This window comes from Shewanella litorisediminis, from assembly GCF_016834455.1.
GTDB lineage: Bacteria > Pseudomonadota > Gammaproteobacteria > Enterobacterales > Shewanellaceae > Shewanella > Shewanella litorisediminis.
Genome location: NZ_CP069213.1, coordinates 330248 through 347015, shown reverse-complemented (window position 1 = coordinate 347015; position 16768 = coordinate 330248). Strand labels below are relative to the sequence as shown.

The following is a 16768-nucleotide window of genomic DNA, read 5'->3' as shown; positions in this document are numbered from 1 at the left end:
CCGCGGGCTAATGGCGTTTTAAAATCAGTGGCTCAGGCTGCGACTCACAGCGTCCTGCCAGCCCTTATAAAGAGTCGCCCTTTCTTTATCATCCATCAGTGGCACAAAGCGCCTGTCTATACCGCTTTTATGGCGGATTTCATCCACACAGGACCAGAAACCAACGGCGAGGCCGCCAAGAAAGGCCGCCCCCATGGCGGTGGTTTCGGTAAGTGCCGGGCGCAGCACCTCAACGCCAGAGATATCTGCCTGAAATTGCATCAGAAAATCATTGGCCACCGCGCCGCCATCCACCTTGAGCTGTTTCAGCGCCACGCCGCTGTCTTTACTCATGGCATCCAGTAAATCACGGCTCTGGTAGGCAATGGACTCCAGCGCCGCCCGGATGATGTGGTTGCGGTTGGCGCCCCGGGTGAGTCCCACCAGAGTGCCTCGGGCATCCGGATCCCAGTAAGGTGCACCTAACCCCACAAACGCCGGCACCAGATACACGCCATTGGTGTCGTCCACCTTGGAGGCAAAATACTCGGTGTCGCTGGCATCGCGGATAAGCCCCAGCTCGTCACGTAACCATTGAATGGTGGCGCCGCCCATAAACACCGCCCCTTCCAGGGCATAGCTGATGCCGCCATCGGCGCCTACGGCAATGGTGGTCAGCAGGCCATGCTCAGATTTCACCGCCTGCTTACCTGTGTTCATCAGCAAAAAGCAGCCGGTACCGTAGGTATTTTTGGCCATGCCGGGTTCGACACACAGCTGGCCAAAGAGCGCCGCCTGCTGGTCCCCCGCCATACCGGCCACGGGGATCTCGGTGCCTTCACCGGCAATTCGGGTGGTGCCATACACCGCCTGGGAAGGTTTCACCTTTGGCAGCAAACTGCGGGGAATACCGAGCGCCTTAAGCAACTCATCATCCCATTCACCACTGTGAATGTTGTACATCAGGGTGCGGGAGGCATTGGTGGGGTCGGTCACATGCACCTTGCCTTCGGTAAGTTTCCACACCAGCCAGGTGTCCACGGTACCAAACAGCAATTCGCCCGCCTCGGCACGCTCACGCACGCCGGGCACATTGTCCAGAATCCATTTGATTTTGGTGCCGGAAAAATAAGGGTCGAGCAAGAGGCCTGTTTTATCACGAAATACGGGTTCGAGGCCTTCAGCTTTAAGCGCCTCACAGATGGTGGCGCTGCGGCGGCACTGCCATACGATGGCGTTGCACACTGGTTTGCCTGTTCTCTTGTCCCAGATGATAGTGGTTTCCCGCTGATTGGTGATGCCAATGGCCGCCACTTCGTCGCTGTGAATACCGGCACGGGCCAGGACTTCAATCAGGGTCGAGCTCTGGGAGGCCCAGATCTCCATGGGGTCGTGCTCTACCCAGCCGCCCTTGGGATAGATTTGGGCGAACTCGCGCTGCGACACAGCCACCAGGTTGGCATCCCTGTCAAAAACAATGGCGCGGGAGCTGGTTGTCCCCTGATCCAGCGCCACCACATACTGTTTGTCCACTCAGCAGTCCTTTTATTCTAGTGTTGATACTTCCGGCGCGTCTTCCATCACAGGGTCTCTGGGCTCACAACCATGGGCTGGGTAATACCAAATAGAAGAAATTTTCTCGCCCACCAGCTCATACACACCTATAGAACACTGACTGTTGATTTCACCGTCAAGATTCCAGCTGACTTGCTCAAGAATGCTCACGTAACTGCCTGACACGGTCAGCGACAGTATTTCAGCGTGTGCGCCGGGCAGTGACTCAAAATAGTCCTGAAGTGCCGCGCCAAATTCTGTTTGGCTCTCGGCCTTGGTATCCACCTTTTGGCCTTTAATGTAGTTCCAATATACGGCTTGATTGGTTTGGGCCAGCATCTGGGCCACATTCTGTTGATTAAAGGCTGCCAGAAACTCGCGCACTACAGCTTCGGGAGAGGCCTGTGCAGCGGCAGGAAACGAAAGCAGAGCAGCGAGCAGAAAAGCGGGTTTCATCGAACACCTCTTGTTGTGCGGAATTGGCCTGTATGCAGCGTAAACACACTGTCACAAAAGCAACACTATACAAGATATTGGCGCAAGCAAAAGCCCCGCATGAGCGGGGCTTTCTTTAAAACACGCTATTACATCTTATAGCTTAACTGCACGCCGGCCAGCCACACGCTGCCACCGGCTTCGCCGTCAAAGCTCACCATGGCCAAACCGGCCAGATCCTGATGTTCATTGATAGGCGCATGACCGTGGGCACGGATATGGGTGATGGCCATATCCACGGTCAGGTTTTCGCTGGCACGGTAACCGGCACCCACACTGAACCACAAACGGTCAGAGTCAGGGATGGTGGTGGTACGGAACTCATCCTCCACCGCAGTGCGGTCAACGGCAAAGCCGCTGCGTACGGTCCAGTCTTTATTCACATTCCAGGTTGAGCCAATGGCAAAGCGCCAGTTGTCTTTAAAGTTCTCTTCTTTCACCAGATCGGACTCAATACCGCCGACTGGCTTGGTCTCGCCGGGGAAGTAAGCCACCAGACGGTCGAACACGCTCCACTGGGTCCAGTTGAGGCTGGCGTGCAGTGCCACATCGTCGCTCAGCTGATGGAAAGAAGACAACTCAGCAAACGCAGGCAGTTCCAGTGGCAGATAACCTTCGATATCCAGATTCTGACCACCGGTGTACAGCAGACCAGAGGCCTTGCCGGACAGCTCCAGTTCTACGCTGCTGTGATAGGCCAGACCGAATCTGTGATGTTCAGATGGCTGCCAGCTACCGCCGATTTGCCAGCCATAGCCCACATCGTCGCCTTCCATGGTCTTAAGCACAGTACCTGGCTCAGGCAGACGGGCGGCAATTTGTGCTGGCAGGTTAGGATTGGCCTTGATGGCACCCACCCAGTAAGGGGTCGAAGCACCAATGCTGCCTTCACCGTAGACCACGCGAACACCGGCGCCCAGGGTAACGGCATCGTTCAGGCGATAAGCGATGTTGGGGTTGAACTCAACGGTGGTCACTGCGGTTTCGCTGCCAAACAAAGAAGCGGCGTGGGTCGCAGGAAGTTCGGTGGCCAGACCGTAGTTGGAGTTAACCGCCAGACCCCAGGTCCAGCTGTCGTTGATTTGGCTTGAGTAATAGAAGTTAGGCACCACGGCGCTGTCAGCAACGTCATAGGCGTCGGCGTTCAGAGTCACGCCCTGTGGACCCAGTACAGGAGATGCAATGTGCACATCGCCGGTGACGTCCACTTCGGTGGCCACATAGATGGCACCACCAGACACCTGACGACCGCTCAGGTAAGCCAGCATGGCTGGGTTACGGGCTTGAGCAGCGGCGTTGTCGGCCATGGCCGCTTCACCGGCAAAGGCACGGCCAAGACCGGTGGCAGAGTATTCGGCCAGCTGGAAGCCGGCAGCGTTAACCTGAGTCGCAATCCCCATAAGAGCCGCTGATACGGCAAAAGTCAGTACACTCTTTTTCATTACTGTTCTCTGTTGATGTTATTCGTTTTGCGTTCGGCAAATAGAGCATTCACTCGAAACAAGTGCATGGCAGTGTATTCATACAGACGATCTTTGCAACCAAAAGCCGCAAAACAGCAGATTCAACTGCGATAATCAAAGTGGCGGAGTGAGAAAATGACCGGGATCACAGCTTTAAACGGAAAGGCAGCACAAATAAACAGGGATATGTTCGCAAAGCAGGATTAAAAAAAGGAAAGCAAATAACTTTATTACATTGTTTTATAAGGCATTATCCGGCAAGTCACAGAGAAACACTCGTAAGTCAAAAACAGCGGCAAATTTCAGCATAAATCACTGGCTATATAAAATCAGTCAATTCAAGCGAACCAAGCATAATTACAATCCCATATTTATTAATAACTTAAATTAAAAGGCCCACAATAAAAAACGGCCACTTGCCCCCTTTAAAGGTCGCAAATGGCCGTATGTCTAACCGGCTGCTACAGCTGTACGCTGAAATCCAACCGCCTAAGATCAACGCCGCCAGGCAGGAATGCGCGACTCGTAGTCGCTGATGGCGGCTTCGTGGGCCAGGGTCAGACCGATGGCATCCAGGCCCTTAAGCAGATTCTGGCGTGCAGACTCAGCCAGGGTGAAGCTGAACTCGGCGCCAGAGGGGGAGACCACCTTGAGGTTTTCCAGATCCACTGTCACCTCGGCGCCTTCGTTTGCTTCTACTTCATCCATCAGCTGTCGCACTGCCGCTTCCGGCAGACGTACCGGCAGCAGGCCGTTGTTGATGGCGTTGCCATAGAAGATGTCGGCAAAGGTGGGGGCGATAATGGCGCGCAGGCCAAAGTCCGCCAGCGCCCAGGGGGCGTGCTCCCGGCTGGAGCCACAGCCAAAGTTTTCCTGCGCCAGCAAAATAGTGGCGCCCTTATACCTTGGCTTGTTGAGATTGAACTCAGGATTTGGGGTATCGCCGGCGTCATCCAGATAACGCCAGTCGTGGAACAGATGAATGCCAAAGCCGTCCTTTGTCACCTTGGACAGGAACTGCTTGGGGATAATCTGATCCGTGTCTATGTTGGCCGAATCGATGGCCACCGCCAGCCCCGTGTGGGTAGTAAAAGCCTGCATGATTAATCCTCCAGGGGTCTGTGAACGCGAATATCGACAAAGTGACCGGCAACCGCGGCCGCAGCGGCCATGGCAGGGCTCACCAGATGGGTGCGGCTGCCGCGCCCCTGGCGTCCTTCAAAGTTGCGGTTGCTGGTGGAGGCGCAGCGATCGCCCGCTTCCAGTCTGTCGTCGTTCATCGCCAGACACATGGAGCAGCCCGGCAGGCGCCACTCAAAGCCAGCCTCAAGGAAGATTTTATCCAGCCCTTCGGCCTCTGCCTGCAGTTTTACCTGCCCTGAGCCCGGTACCACGATGGCGGTCACGCCACTGGCCACCTTACGACCCTTGGCCTGGGCAGCCGCAGCGCGCAAATCCTCGATACGGGAGTTGGTGCAGGAGCCGATAAACACCTTGTTGATGGCGATGTCGGTCATGGGTGTGCCCGGCGTCAGATCCACATAGGCCAGCGCCTTCTCCATGCTGGTACGCACCACGGGATTGGTTTCATCGGCGGGGTTTGGCACTACGCCATCGATGGCCACCACCTGGCCCGGATTGGTGCCCCAGGTCAGCTGCGGCGCAATGGATGCGGCGTCCAGTACCACTTCGGCATCGAACACAGCATCAGCATCGGTGTGCAGCTCACGCCAGTCGGCCAGCGCCTGCTGCCAGGCATTGCCCTTGGGGGCAAACTCACGGCCCTCAAGATAAGCAAACGTCGTTTCATCGGGGGCCACCATACCAGCCTTGGCCCCCATTTCGATGGCCATGTTACACAGGGTCATGCGGCCTTCCATGGAGAGGTCACGGATGGCCTCACCGCAGAATTCCACCACATAACCTGTGCCGCCATCCATGCCGATTTTGCCAATAATCGCCAGCACTATGTCCTTGGCGGTGATGCCTTCAGCCACCTTGCCGCGCACCTCGATTTTCATGGTCTTGGCTTTAAGCTGACGCAGTGTCTGGGTGGCCAGCACGTGCTCTACTTCCGAGGTGCCGATACCGAAGGCGAGCGCACCAAAAGCGCCGTGGGTCGCGGTGTGGGAGTCGCCGCATACAATCACAGTGCCTGGCAGGGTAATGCCAAGCTCTGGGCCCATCACGTGCACAATGCCTTGATTGGGATGATGAATATCATAAAGACGCACATTGAAGTCGCGGCAGTTGTCGGCCAGGGTCTCAACCTGAGTGCGGGCCATGGGGCTTAAGGCCGTCAGGCTTGCGCTCTTGGTGGAGGTGTTGTGATCCATGGTGGCGAAGGTTTTTTCCACCGCCCGCAGCTTGCGGCCAGCCATCTTCAGGCCGCTGAATGCCTGAGGCGAAGTGACCTCGTGCACCAGATGGCGGTCTACGTAGATGATGGGCGCTTCACCGGCGGGCTCGGCCACCAGGTGGGCGTCCCACACTTTTTCATACAGAGTCTTTCCCATCACACACCTTCCCGGATAGCGTTGGCGATAAAGTCGCCCATTTCTTTGGTTGATTTGGCCTTATGGCGCTCACTGGCAGTGAGCAGCTCACCGGTGAGGAAACCGGCTTCCAGTGCCTTGCCCACGGCACGCTCGATACAGGCGGCGGCGTCTTCCTGCTTGAGGCTGTGACGCAGCATCAGCGCAGCAGAGAGGATTTGGGCGATCGGATTGGCAATGCCTTTACCGGCGATATCAGGCGCGCTGCCACCGGCTGGCTCATAGAGGCCAAAGCCGGAGCCGTTCATGGAAGCGGATGACAACAGGCCCATGGAGCCGGTGAGCATGGCGATTTCGTCAGACAGAATATCGCCAAACAGGTTTGAGCAGAGCATCACGTCGAAATCGAACGGACGACGCAGCAGCTGCATGGTGGCGTTATCGATATAGATGTGTTCCAGGGTGACATCGGGGAAGTCTTTGGCCACTTCTTCCACCACTTCGCGCCACAACACAGAGCAGGCCAGCACGTTGGCCTTATCCACTGAGGTCACCTTGCCGCGACGACCGCGGGCAGCTTCGAAGGCGATTTTGGCAATACGGCGGATTTCGCGACGGCTGTAACGCATGGTATCGAAGGCTTCTTCCTCTTCGCCCTCGCCCTGACGGCCCTTTGGCTTGCCAAAGTAGATGCCACCGGTAAGCTCTCGCACGCACAGCACATCAAACCCCTGGGAGGAGATGTCGGCGCGCAGTGGCGACATATGCTCAAGGCCAGTGTGCAGCTTGGCAGGACGCAGGTTACAGAAGAGTTCGAAGTGACCGCGCAGTGGCAGCAAGGCGCCGCGCTCCGGCTGCTCGTTGGGGGGCAAATGCTCCCACTTGGGGCCGCCCACAGAGCCAAACAGGATGGCATCGGATGCTTCGCAGCCCTTCAGGGTAGCGTCCGGCAGCGGGCAGCCGTGGTTGTCGATGGCAATACCGCCCACATCGTATTCGCTGTATTCGATATCGAGGTTAAAACGCGCCTCTACCTCGGCCAGCACCTTACGCGCCTCTGCCATCACCTCGGGGCCAATGCCGTCACCGGCCAATACGGCTATCTGATAACTCATGCTTTGCTCTACTCCCTGACACTTTTTTTAATTGAATTCGCTGATAAATTAATGCGCTAGCGGCCGATGAAAGTGCGGCATTAAACGCCGCCGAGCTCACGGGTTTGCTGCATCTGCTGTTTGCAATAGGCCACCTTGTCGGCGCGCCAGGTCAGATTCATCACGTGCACCAGCGCCTGAGCCGAGGCCTCTACCACGTCGGTGGCCAAACCCACACCGTGGAAGTTACGGTCATCGTAGCGGGCGGTAATGTCTACCTGTCCAAGGGCATTCTGTCCTTCGCCCTTGGCACCAAGCTTGTAGCTGCTGATATTGATGGTGCGATGGGTCGCGCGGGCGATGGCGTTATAGGCGGCATCCACAGGGCCGTTTCCGGTGGCGGCCTCGGTGATGATGTCATCCCCTACGCGCATACGAACCGTGGCGGTGGCCTTGCCTTCGGTGGAGTCAGACTGCACCACCAATTGCTCCATCATATAATGATCGTCATCCTCAGCCTGAGCCTCCATAAAGGCCAGTGCCTCCAAATCATAGTCAAACACCTGGCCCTTTTTGTCGGCCAGCTTCAGGAAAGCGGCGTACAGGGTATCCATGTCGTAGTCGCCCGGGCTGTAACCCATTTCTTCCATACGATGCTTAATCACGTGGCGGCCGGATCGCGACGTCATATTCAGGTTGTTACGATTGAGGCCAATGCTTTCTGGCGTCATGATTTCATAGGTGTTTTGGGCCTTTAACATGCCGTCCTGGTGGATGCCGGATGAGTGGGTAAAGGCATTGGAGCCAACAATGGCCTTGTTGGGCTGAATGGGCATGTTGCACAGCTGGCTGACCAAGGATGAGGTGCGATGGATTTCACGGGCATTGATGTTGGTGTGCAGACCCAGCATGTCTTTGCGGGTCGCCAAAATCATGGCGATTTCTTCCAGCGAGCAGTTGCCGGCACGCTCACCAATACCGTTCACCGTACATTCAATCTGGCGTGCACCTGCCTGCACTGCGGCGATGGAGTTGGCCACCGACAGGCCCAGGTCGTCGTGGCAGTGTACCGAGATCACCGCCTGGTCGATATTGGGTACCCGGTTAAACAGGGTTTGGATAATGCCACCAAACTCGCTTGGTACCGTGTAACCCACGGTGTCGGGAATATTGATGGTGCGTGCACCGGCGTTGATCGCCGCTTCTACCATACGGCACAGATTATCAATCGGCGTACGGCCGGCATCTTCACAGGAGAACTCCACGTCATCGGTAAAACGACGGGCGTATTTCACGGCGCCAACGGCCATGTCCAACACCTGATCAAATGAGCGCTTGAGCTTGCTTTCAACGTGGATATTGGAGGTGGAAATAAAAGTGTGAATTCGGAACTGTTCGGCTACTGACAAGGCCTGCGCCGCGGCGTCTATGTCCTTTTCCAATGCGCGCGACAGGGCACAGACTCGGCTGTTTTTGATGTGACGGGCGATGGTTTGCACAGACTCAAAATCGCCGGGAGAAGAAACCGGGAAGCCCACCTCCATCACATCCACACCCAAACGCTCAAGGGCCAGAGCCACCTGCAATTTTTCTTTTACCGAAAGACTCGCAGCCAACGCCTGCTCTCCGTCTCTCAGGGTAGTATCAAAAATGATGACTCTGTCTGACATTCCCATTCTCCATGGAACCGATTCGGCTCTCGTTGTACATCTCATGTGTTTGAAAACAAAAAACCCCGCGTGGTTGGCGCGGGGTTTTGTGAAGGCTTTGCTTGGCTAGCGAGCGTGCGACACTAATTCCTCCGCGCAGGGACTGCGAGAGTAAGAAGAAGGAGGTTGATTAGTGCAACAATTCTATTCATAGAAACAAAATAATTATGCTGAATAAAAACCAAGCGGGTCGCTAATATGTAACTTGCTCTCTCAAGAGTGTCAACCCCCAAATTTTTCATCATCTGTACATTAAGCCCGGCGTACTTTCGGTTTTATGGGCTTTTTGAACCCAACTGCGCCTGAAAATTCTCCAAAACATCAGCGAGGTGGGATATAACATTGAATGCCTCGCCTGGTCAGGTTTTGTCAGCTTTATGCACAACTCACGGCAAAATTGCTATACTGACTGCCCTTTGAAGGTACCTACCTCCTGGAGAACTATGGGATTTCATCACCGGATTTGCAGCATGCTGCTGTGGCTTTTGCCACTGGCGGTGCTCGCCCGGGAGCCAATGGATGAAATCGGTACGCTGGTCTTTCAGTATCCGGCCGAAGCCAAATCCCAAATCGCGCTGCAGGAAGAGGAATTCAGACGCACCCCACCTACCGAACTAAACCGCCTGCGCCTCAAACTGCTCAAATGCGAACTGCTGCTACAGCAGGGTGACAACGAGGCTGCCATCAATCTGGCTCAAATGGGCGAGGCCACCGCCAAGCGGCTGGGCGCAGAATATGCCAGACCTTACTTTATCGGGTGCCAGGCCGACGCTTACAGCCGTTACAACAACATGCAAGTGGCGCTGCCTCAGCTGGATACCGCCGTAACCCTTGCAAGGCGCTACCAACAACCGCAGGCATTGATACTGGCCCTGAGATTGAGGGGCAAGCTGGATACCGAAGCGCAGAACTACGCCTCAGCCATTGAAGACCTGCGTGTGGCGCTGGATGCTTATGAAGGCATACAAAACCAGCAACAAAACTGGATATGGCCGCCCAAAGCCCTGATCTATGGCGCCATGGGGCAGCTGATGTTTGCCACGGGCGACCTGGATCAAGCCAACTATTACAATCACCTCGGGCTGGAACACATAGAAAGCAAGGGTAAGGTTCGTTTGGAATTGCTACTCGATGCTGCCGAGATTGCTATCGCTTCAGGCAAAGACGGGGATGGCGCAGACTATCTGACCCAGGCAAGAAAATTACTGCCAGAGCTGAGCAGTCCGCTCGAGCTGGCGCTTGGCTACAGTCGCATCGCGGCAGTTGAGTTGACCCGGGGTCGCCCTGACAAAGCCGAAGACTTGCTTAACATCGCGTTAAATACCTTCATCCAGCAACAAAATCAGCGACATGCCATGAGGGCTCAGGAACTGCTGGCTCAGGTAGAGTTTGCCAAACAAAACCACCCCGCGGCATTAAGGTTGATGTCGCAGGCCATCGCCACCGCACAGCAGCTGCAGCTATATCCTGAGCAGGCACAGTACCAGCTGAAACTGGCCAGGTTCCATGAGTCTCAGGGTGAGTTCGATAAGGCTTTTTACTTGATGGACAAAAGTTTGCAGGCAACGGTCAAAGCCAATCAGCTCAGCAATCAAACCCGAATGCAGCAGTTCAATGCCCGGCTGGGGCAACGCTCCGTAAATGCCGGAGCAGAAATGAATCCTTTGTCGCCCTTTCCAGGGCAGAGTAATTTAAGCTGGGTTTACAGCCTGATGTTGGCGATGATCTCCTTGCTGCTGGCATTGGTACTCTGGCAAATGATCAGACAGTTCAGCAGCCGAAGTCGCCCCGCGGAGGACTATGCACCCCAGTCACCTATCCAATTGCTGGAGCAGGCAATGCAGCACGCCAAACGTGGCGGTCATTCATTGTCGATTCTGTTACTGGGAGTAAAAACCCTGGACGCTCAGGAGATAAAAACACTGACTGGGGCGCTGAAACTCAGACTGAGGGAAACAGATAGCCTCTACCTGCTGAATGACAACGAGATATTAATCCTGTTGCCCTATACCAGTAATCAGGGTGCCGATTTGGTTATTCAACAGCTCAGTCCGGCCCTGACGCCGTGGGAACACAGCAAAATTCTCCTCGGCCAGGCCAGTATGCACCAATTTGACAGCTCAGAAACCCTGCTAACACGTGCCACCACCCGAGGCATGACCCGCAGCACTCTGGCAACTAGTCCCCACTGATGTAAGCGGCGATCTCATCGAGAAACTCACCGCCAAACCGCGCCAGCTTACGTTCGCCCACCCCGTTTACAGCCAACATCTCAGCCTCTGATTTTGGCAACATCCACGCCATCTCTGCGAGTGTGGCATCGTTGAACACCAGATAGGGCGGCACATCCTGCTCTTCTGCTATGGTGCGTCTCAAATTTTTGAGTCGGGCAAACAACTTGCGATCGTAATTTTGCGGCGTTCGACTGGATGTGCGCTTTCGCGGAACATCACTGATAGTCAGGCGTGGCTCGGCAAGCATCAACGCCACCTCACCTTTCAGCACGGGTCTCGCCGCACTGTTCAAGCGTACCGATGAGCCGCGGGTAATATCCTGGCTGGCAAGCCCGAGGTGAATTAACTGGCGGGTCACACTGAGCCAGTATTCGGTGCTCTTCTCTTTGCCAATCCCCCAGGTTGAAAGCTTGTCATGGCCTCTGTCTACCACAGAGGCCGCTTTCGACCCCCGCAATACTTCAATAAGATGATTCACACCAAAGCGTTGATTTAAACGGTAAATACAGGAAAGCACCTTTTGCGCATCTTCGGTGCCGTTGTATCGTTTGGGTGGGTCGATACAGATATCACAGTTGCCGCAGGGCTCGTTGGCAGCTTCACCAAAGTAGTGCAGCAGCACCTGACGGCGGCAGGTTTGCGCCTCGGCAAAGGCCGCCATGGAATACAGCTTGTGAAACTCGACCTGCTGCTGAGGCCCGGGTTCCTGCTGCTCAATCAGATGCCGCACCCGACCAATGTCAGCTGGATCGAACAACAGCAAGGCTTCTGCATCCAGCCCATCCCGACCGGCTCTGCCGGTTTCCTGATAGTAGGACTCAATGCTCTTGGGGATATCGTAGTGCACCACAAAGCGTACGTTGGACTTGTTGATGCCCATACCAAACGCGACAGTGGCAACCACCACATCGATTTGGTCTTTCAGGAACCTGTCCTGCACGCTCGCACGTTCATCCTGAGTCATTCCCGCATGATAACCCTCGGCGTAAAAGCCCTGCTGCCTGAGCCGCTCGGCGACTTCATCCACCCGGCGACGACTGCTGCAATACACAATGCCGCTGGCACCCTTCTGCGACTGGATGAACTGCCGTAATTGGTTGGTTGCATTAAGCTTTTCGGCCACTGTGTAGCGGATGTTGGGCCTATCAAAACTGGCAAGATGCTGAAATGGCTGTATGCCAAGTCGTTCACAGATACTGCTGCGGGTTGCTTCATCCGCTGTGGCGGTTAACGCCATCACAGGCACGTGAGGGAAACGCTGCTTCAGTTGGCCCAAAGCCGAATATTCGGGCCTGAAATCATGGCCCCACTCGCTGATACAGTGGGCTTCATCCACGGCGAACAAACTGATATGCAACTCATCCAGACGGCTTAAAAAATCTCCCTGCAGCAAGCGCTCGGGCGACACATACAGGAGTTTAAGCTCACCGAATCTGAGTTGACGCAGCACTTCTATGGCCTGCTCACGGGGCTGGGATGAATTGAGATACGCTGCAGCGACACCGGATTGGATAAGACTGTCGACCTGATCTTTCATCAGGGAAATGAGCGGCGATACCACCAGTGTCACCCCAGGTAACACCAAAGCCGGCACTTGATAACAAAGACTTTTGCCGCCGCCGGTGGGCATGATCACCAGACAATCTTCACCCTGACACACCCGCGCCATCACCTCCCGCTGGCCGGGCCTGAAATCCCGGTAACCAAACACCTGTTGCAGGCAATGGCTAAGGGGATCCTGGGGATGTTCTGATGCTGGTTGTTCCATGAAACTGCCGGAAGATAAACAAGGCGGACATTCTAACCAAGGTGGCGCCCCCTGTCTTGTCACAATCGCCCCAAGACTTGGCGACATGCGCCCAATCAGGATGCCACGAAAGCTTGCCAGCCTGTGTTTACAGCTTGCCAGACAATACCATCAGGGATTATTTGTATCGCTTGAGGCAACAATGCAGGCCACGTACAATTCGCGGCCCGGCAATAGCCAACCAGCAAGCCAGAGAACGCCTGAATGAACACCGATAACGAATACCGCAAGGGCATATTGCTCGCCATAGGCGCATACACCATGTGGGGCTTCGCACCTTTATATTTCAAGCTTTTGGAGCAGATTTCTGCTACCGACATCCTGCTTCATCGGGTTATCTGGTCGTTCGTGTTTACGGCATTGCTGATGGTGTTTATCGGTGGCTTTGGCAAGCTGCGCCAACTGCTGAAAGCCCGCAAACAGCTGTTGGTGTTGCTGGTTACATCGATACTGATTGCCGGTAATTGGCTGTTATTTATCTGGGCGGTCAATAACGACCATATGCTGGATGCAAGCCTGGGTTATTACATCAATCCCCTGCTTAATGTGCTCTTGGGGATGGTATTTCTGGGCGAACGACTCAGGCCATTACAGTGGTTTGCCGTGTTCCTCGCCACCATAGGCGTAGCGGTGCAGGTGATATCCTTCGGCTCGATCCCCGTGGTGTCACTGGCGCTGGCAGGTTCTTTTGGCATATATGGGCTGCTTAGGAAGAAGGTTAAGGTGGATGCCAAAACCGGGCTTTTGGTTGAAACAGCCATTTTGATGCCTGTTGCCCTGGGGTATTTGTTGCTGACGCTTGGCAGTGCAGAACACAGCATGCTCAGCAATGACTGGCAGCTCAACCTGCTGCTGATGGCTGCGGGAATAGTGACCACGGCGCCGCTGCTGTGTTTTGCCGGCGCGGCTGTACGTATTCCCTTATCCATGCTGGGCTTTTTTCAATACATAGGCCCAAGCATCATGTTCATCCTGGCGGTAAGCCTCTATGGCGAGCCCTTTGGAATGGAAAAGAGCATCACCTTCGGCTTTATCTGGACGGCACTGGCAGTATTCACCCTGGATATGCTTAGGCGCCGCAGCTGAGCGACCCAATCACCAACGCACTCAGACAAAGAAGCCCGGGCATGTAAACCCGGGCTTTTTAGTCTTGGGACTCTGGTTCAGCCCCGAGACCCTGATGCGATCTTTGATGGGTCTGGCTGCTGACTCGCTGCGCCAATCGCCATCATCAGCGAGCCTTTTCACTACTCAGGGCTGCCAGCAGCGCAGCTCCGTCTGGCGTGCTCAGTACCAGGGTGTACCCCTCATCCACCGGGATAATCAGCAAGGGATCGTCCCCTGTAACAGAAACCAGCGCCTTGGCGTCATCCCCCTTCAGGCGAAACCACCCCAGATTGTATCCCGGCATTCCCACACCATTGGTGCGAAATCCAAGTTTGGGCGCATTGGCATCAGATCCGGCCACGACTCTGGCTTCGTCGAGCCGTAACGAAGACACAGGAATAGTCCGGCTGTAAGCGGGCAAGTCGAGCACCAATTTATCCTGCTCCAGGCGGGCCTCGGGTGATAAGGCACCAATGAAAATCCACCCCAGCAGTCCCACCACCGCCAGAATGATGCCTGTTGCTACGGCACTGGCCGTTTTGGTCATGGGCTTACGTCTGGCAAAAAAACCTATCAGTATCACGCCAACAAGCAAACCTATAGCCCCCCAGAGGGCGCTGCCCGCCAGTGGCGTGAGTAAAAAACTTTGCGTCGTCATCGGTCCATTCCCCCATCATGATTCTGCCCAAGGTTGCGCAAAAGACATAATATGTCAAGCATCGTAGACATAAAATGTCAAAGAGAATAAATCCCATAAACAAACAACCAGCCATTTGGCTGGTTGTTTCGTGTGGATGGATTATTGCAAATCCAATGCGAGAATTTTTGAGCGGCGCTGATAGTTGTAGAGCTGCTTTTTCTTGGTCGGTAAGGCCTCGACCTCCACCAACTCAAAACCGTGCTCCAGAAACCAGTGGATACTGCGTGTGGTAAGTGCAAACAGGCGGGCGTAACCCCTTACCCGAGCTTGACTTATGATGTTTTTCAAAAGCAGGCTGCCTCGGTCTGCATCGCGGTAATCAGGGTGCACCACCAGGCAGGCAAACTCGCCGGCATTGTCTTCTTCAAACGGATAAAGCGCGGCGCATCCTATCACCAGACCATCCCGCTCAATTACCATAAACTGCTCGATTTCCATTTCGAGCTGCTCGCGGGAGCGGCGCACCAGAATGCCCTGCTCCTCCATGGGGCGGATCAGGTTAAGAATGCCACCAATATCGGCAATGGAGGCGCGACGCAGGCGCTCGGCACTCTCTGTCACTATTTGAGTACCTATGCCATCACGGGAGAACAGCTCTTGCAGCAAGGCGCCATCTTCGAGATAGCTCACCAGGTGACAACGTGGCACCCCGCTGCGACAGGCATCGATACTGGCCTTCAAAAATGCCAGCGTCCCCACGCAGGCCTGACCGCCTTCCTGCATCTTGGAGAAGATCTTCTGGGCATCATTTGGCATCAGCTCGGCGATAACTTCGCCGTCACGGTCCAGGATGCCGTTTTGCGAACTGAAACCGATCATCTTGTCCGCTTTGAGCTTCACCGCCACCTGAGTGGCTACTTCCTCCGCGGTCAGGTTAAAGCTCTCCCCGGTAACCGAGGCGGCAATAGGCCCCATCAGCACAATGCCGCGGCTGTCGAGTTGGTGTTTAAGTCCACTTACATCGATACGGCGTACCCGGCCCGACAGACAAAAATCGACTCCGTCTTCCACACCCAGCGGCTGGGCAATGACAAAGTTGCCGCTGACAACGTTCAGCTGCGTGCCCTGCATGGGAGTATTGGACAGGCTCATGGACAGCCGCGCGGTAATGTCGAACTGGAGCGCTCCGGCGACCTGCTTAATCACCTTAAGGGTGTCTTCGTCGGTAATGCGTACCCCATTGTGGTACGCAGGCGCTATACCATGTTGCTCAAGCGCCGCATCGATTTGCGGCCTGGCACCGTAAACCAGCACGATACGGATCCCCAAACTGTGCAGCAACGCCACATCGTTAATGATGGCGCGAAATTGGGGTTGTACCATGGCCTCGCCGCCCAGCATGACCACAAAAGTCTTGCCGCGGTGAGCATTCACATAGGGGGCGGAATGACGAAAACCGTCAACCAATTCGGTAGTTCGCACGGGCTGTATTGTCCTCACAGTCACCGACGCAGCAGGTACTGCGCCAAGTTGAATTCTTGCGCAATTTTAGTGAATTTAAATTCACATTTAAAGCATTTATTTGTACCAAATCCATGTTTCATATTAGTGAAACGGTACGGCGAACGCATAACAATGCTAAAATGTTCGCCTTAATGCACACCAGTACATTAAAGCACACAAATCACAGATTTACCTGAAACTCAGGCAATAAAAAACCCCGGCATGGGCCGGGGTTTTCAGAAGCGTAACAAGCAAATTAAATTACTTGATTTTGGCTTCTTTGTAGATAACGTGCTGACGGATCACAGGATCAAACTTCTTGATCTCCATCTTTTCTGGCATGTTACGCTTGTTCTTGTCAGTGGTGTAGAAGTGACCAGTTTTAGCGCTTGAAACCAGCTTGATCTTTTCGCGATTGCCTTTAGCTTTAGCCATTTTCTATTACACCTTCTCGCCACGGGCACGAAGTTCAGCAACAACTACTTCGATACCTTTCTTATCGATGATACGCATACCTTTAGTGGAAACACGCAGCTGTACGAAGCGCTTTTCAGTTTCCAACCAGAAACGGTGGTTCTGCAGGTTAGGTAAAAAGCGACGACGGGTCGCGTTCTTTGCGTGCGAACGGTTGTTACCAACCATTGGTCGCTTGCCAGTAACTTGGCATACTCTTGACATGTCAATCTTC

14 protein-coding genes are annotated in these 16768 nt (G+C 54.7%); 2 read left to right on the top strand and 12 right to left on the bottom strand.

Translation table 11 applies throughout. The features are described from left to right. Positions 1-24: 24 nt before the first annotated feature. From glpK to leuA, 7 genes are all read right to left on the bottom strand, one after another. Positions 25-1512, bottom strand: a complete 1488-nt coding sequence (glpK, locus tag JQC75_RS01605; RefSeq protein ID WP_203325780.1) for a glycerol kinase GlpK — start codon at positions 1510-1512, stop codon at positions 25-27. Positions 1513-1524: 12 nt separating this feature from the next. Then, positions 1525-1989 carry a nuclear transport factor 2 family protein gene (locus JQC75_RS01600; RefSeq protein ID WP_203325779.1) on the bottom strand — a complete coding sequence of 155 codons (465 nt, stop codon included), beginning with the start codon at positions 1987-1989 and terminating at the stop codon, positions 1525-1527. Positions 1990-2117: 128 nt separating this feature from the next. Next, positions 2118-3470 (bottom strand): outer membrane protein transport protein, encoded by a 1353-nt coding sequence (locus tag JQC75_RS01595; protein WP_203325778.1) that lies wholly within the window; start codon positions 3468-3470, stop codon positions 2118-2120. 516 nt (positions 3471-3986) lie between these two features. Then, positions 3987-4592, bottom strand: coding sequence for a 3-isopropylmalate dehydratase small subunit (leuD, locus tag JQC75_RS01590; protein ID WP_203325777.1), 606 nt, complete (start codon positions 4590-4592; stop codon positions 3987-3989). A 2-nt stretch (positions 4593-4594) separates the two neighbouring features. Then, positions 4595-6007, bottom strand: coding sequence for a 3-isopropylmalate dehydratase large subunit (gene leuC, locus JQC75_RS01585; protein ID WP_203325776.1), 1413 nt, complete (start codon positions 6005-6007; stop codon positions 4595-4597). Further along, complete coding sequence (gene leuB, locus JQC75_RS01580) at positions 6007-7101, bottom strand: 3-isopropylmalate dehydrogenase (protein WP_203325775.1); 1095 nt, start codon at positions 7099-7101, stop codon at positions 6007-6009. The genes leuC and leuB overlap by 1 nt, the downstream gene beginning before the upstream one ends. An 80-nt stretch (positions 7102-7181) precedes the next feature. Beyond that, positions 7182-8750 carry a 2-isopropylmalate synthase gene (gene leuA, locus JQC75_RS01575; RefSeq protein WP_203325774.1) on the bottom strand — a complete coding sequence of 523 codons (1569 nt, stop codon included), beginning with the start codon at positions 8748-8750 and terminating at the stop codon, positions 7182-7184. A gap of 482 nt (positions 8751-9232) precedes the next feature. Here leuA and JQC75_RS01570 point away from each other — a divergent pair, with 482 nt between their 5' ends. Beyond that, positions 9233-10981 carry a hypothetical protein gene (locus JQC75_RS01570; RefSeq protein WP_203325773.1) on the top strand — a complete coding sequence of 583 codons (1749 nt, stop codon included), beginning with the start codon at positions 9233-9235 and terminating at the stop codon, positions 10979-10981. On the opposite strand, the gene recQ is transcribed toward JQC75_RS01570, so the two are convergent. After that, on the bottom strand, positions 10968-12791 hold the full coding sequence (recQ, locus tag JQC75_RS01565; protein ID WP_203325772.1) for a DNA helicase RecQ: 1824 nt from the start codon (positions 12789-12791) through the stop codon (positions 10968-10970). The two genes, JQC75_RS01570 and recQ, sit on opposite strands and share 14 nt — an antisense overlap. 243 nt (positions 12792-13034) lie before the next feature. Here recQ and rarD point away from each other — a divergent pair, with 243 nt between their 5' ends. Then, positions 13035-13916, top strand: coding sequence for an EamA family transporter RarD (gene rarD / locus JQC75_RS01560; protein ID WP_203325771.1), 882 nt, complete (start codon positions 13035-13037; stop codon positions 13914-13916). A 145-nt stretch (positions 13917-14061) separates the two neighbouring features. On the opposite strand, the gene JQC75_RS01555 is transcribed toward rarD, so the two are convergent. The 4 genes from JQC75_RS01555 to rpmB form a co-directional block, all read right to left on the bottom strand. Beyond that, a complete protein-coding gene (locus tag JQC75_RS01555) occupies positions 14062-14595 on the bottom strand; it encodes a type VII secretion protein EccB (RefSeq protein WP_203325770.1) in 534 nt (177 codons plus the stop codon). A gap of 141 nt (positions 14596-14736) precedes the next feature. Then, positions 14737-16059 (bottom strand): amino-acid N-acetyltransferase, encoded by a 1323-nt coding sequence (gene argA / locus JQC75_RS01550; protein ID WP_203325769.1) that lies wholly within the window; start codon positions 16057-16059, stop codon positions 14737-14739. Positions 16060-16341: 282 nt separating this feature from the next. Then, a complete protein-coding gene (gene rpmG / locus JQC75_RS01545; protein WP_011758450.1) occupies positions 16342-16515 on the bottom strand; it encodes a 50S ribosomal protein L33 in 174 nt (57 codons plus the stop codon). A gap of 6 nt (positions 16516-16521) precedes the next feature. After that, positions 16522-16758: a 50S ribosomal protein L28 gene (gene rpmB / locus JQC75_RS01540; protein ID WP_011758449.1), complete on the bottom strand. Its 237-nt coding sequence runs from the start codon at positions 16756-16758 to the stop codon at positions 16522-16524. Between the last annotated feature and the right edge of the window lie 10 nt (positions 16759-16768).

Excerpts from the sequence above, each read along its gene's own strand:
- JQC75_RS01600 (WP_203325779.1), bottom strand. The coding sequence starts at position 1,989 with ATGAAACCCGCTTTTCTGCTCGCTGCTCTGCTTTCGTTTCCTGCCGCT.
- JQC75_RS01595 (WP_203325778.1), bottom strand. The coding sequence starts at position 3,470 with ATGAAAAAGAGTGTACTGACTTTTGCCGTATCAGCGGCTCTTATGGGG.
- leuD (WP_203325777.1), bottom strand. The coding sequence starts at position 4,592 with ATGCAGGCTTTTACTACCCACACGGGGCTGGCGGTGGCCATCGATTCG.
- leuC (WP_203325776.1), bottom strand. The coding sequence starts at position 6,007 with ATGGGAAAGACTCTGTATGAAAAAGTGTGGGACGCCCACCTGGTGGCC.
- leuB (WP_203325775.1), bottom strand. The coding sequence starts at position 7,101 with ATGAGTTATCAGATAGCCGTATTGGCCGGTGACGGCATTGGCCCCGAG.
- leuA (WP_203325774.1), bottom strand. The coding sequence starts at position 8,750 with ATGTCAGACAGAGTCATCATTTTTGATACTACCCTGAGAGACGGAGAG.
- JQC75_RS01570 (WP_203325773.1), top strand. The coding sequence starts at position 9,233 with ATGGGATTTCATCACCGGATTTGCAGCATGCTGCTGTGGCTTTTGCCA.
- recQ (WP_203325772.1), bottom strand. The coding sequence starts at position 12,791 with ATGGAACAACCAGCATCAGAACATCCCCAGGATCCCCTTAGCCATTGC.
- rarD (WP_203325771.1), top strand. The coding sequence starts at position 13,035 with ATGAACACCGATAACGAATACCGCAAGGGCATATTGCTCGCCATAGGC.
- JQC75_RS01555 (WP_203325770.1), bottom strand. The coding sequence starts at position 14,595 with ATGACGACGCAAAGTTTTTTACTCACGCCACTGGCGGGCAGCGCCCTC.
- rpmG (WP_011758450.1), bottom strand. The coding sequence starts at position 16,515 with ATGGCTAAAGCTAAAGGCAATCGCGAAAAGATCAAGCTGGTTTCAAGC.
- rpmB (WP_011758449.1), bottom strand. The coding sequence starts at position 16,758 with ATGTCAAGAGTATGCCAAGTTACTGGCAAGCGACCAATGGTTGGTAAC.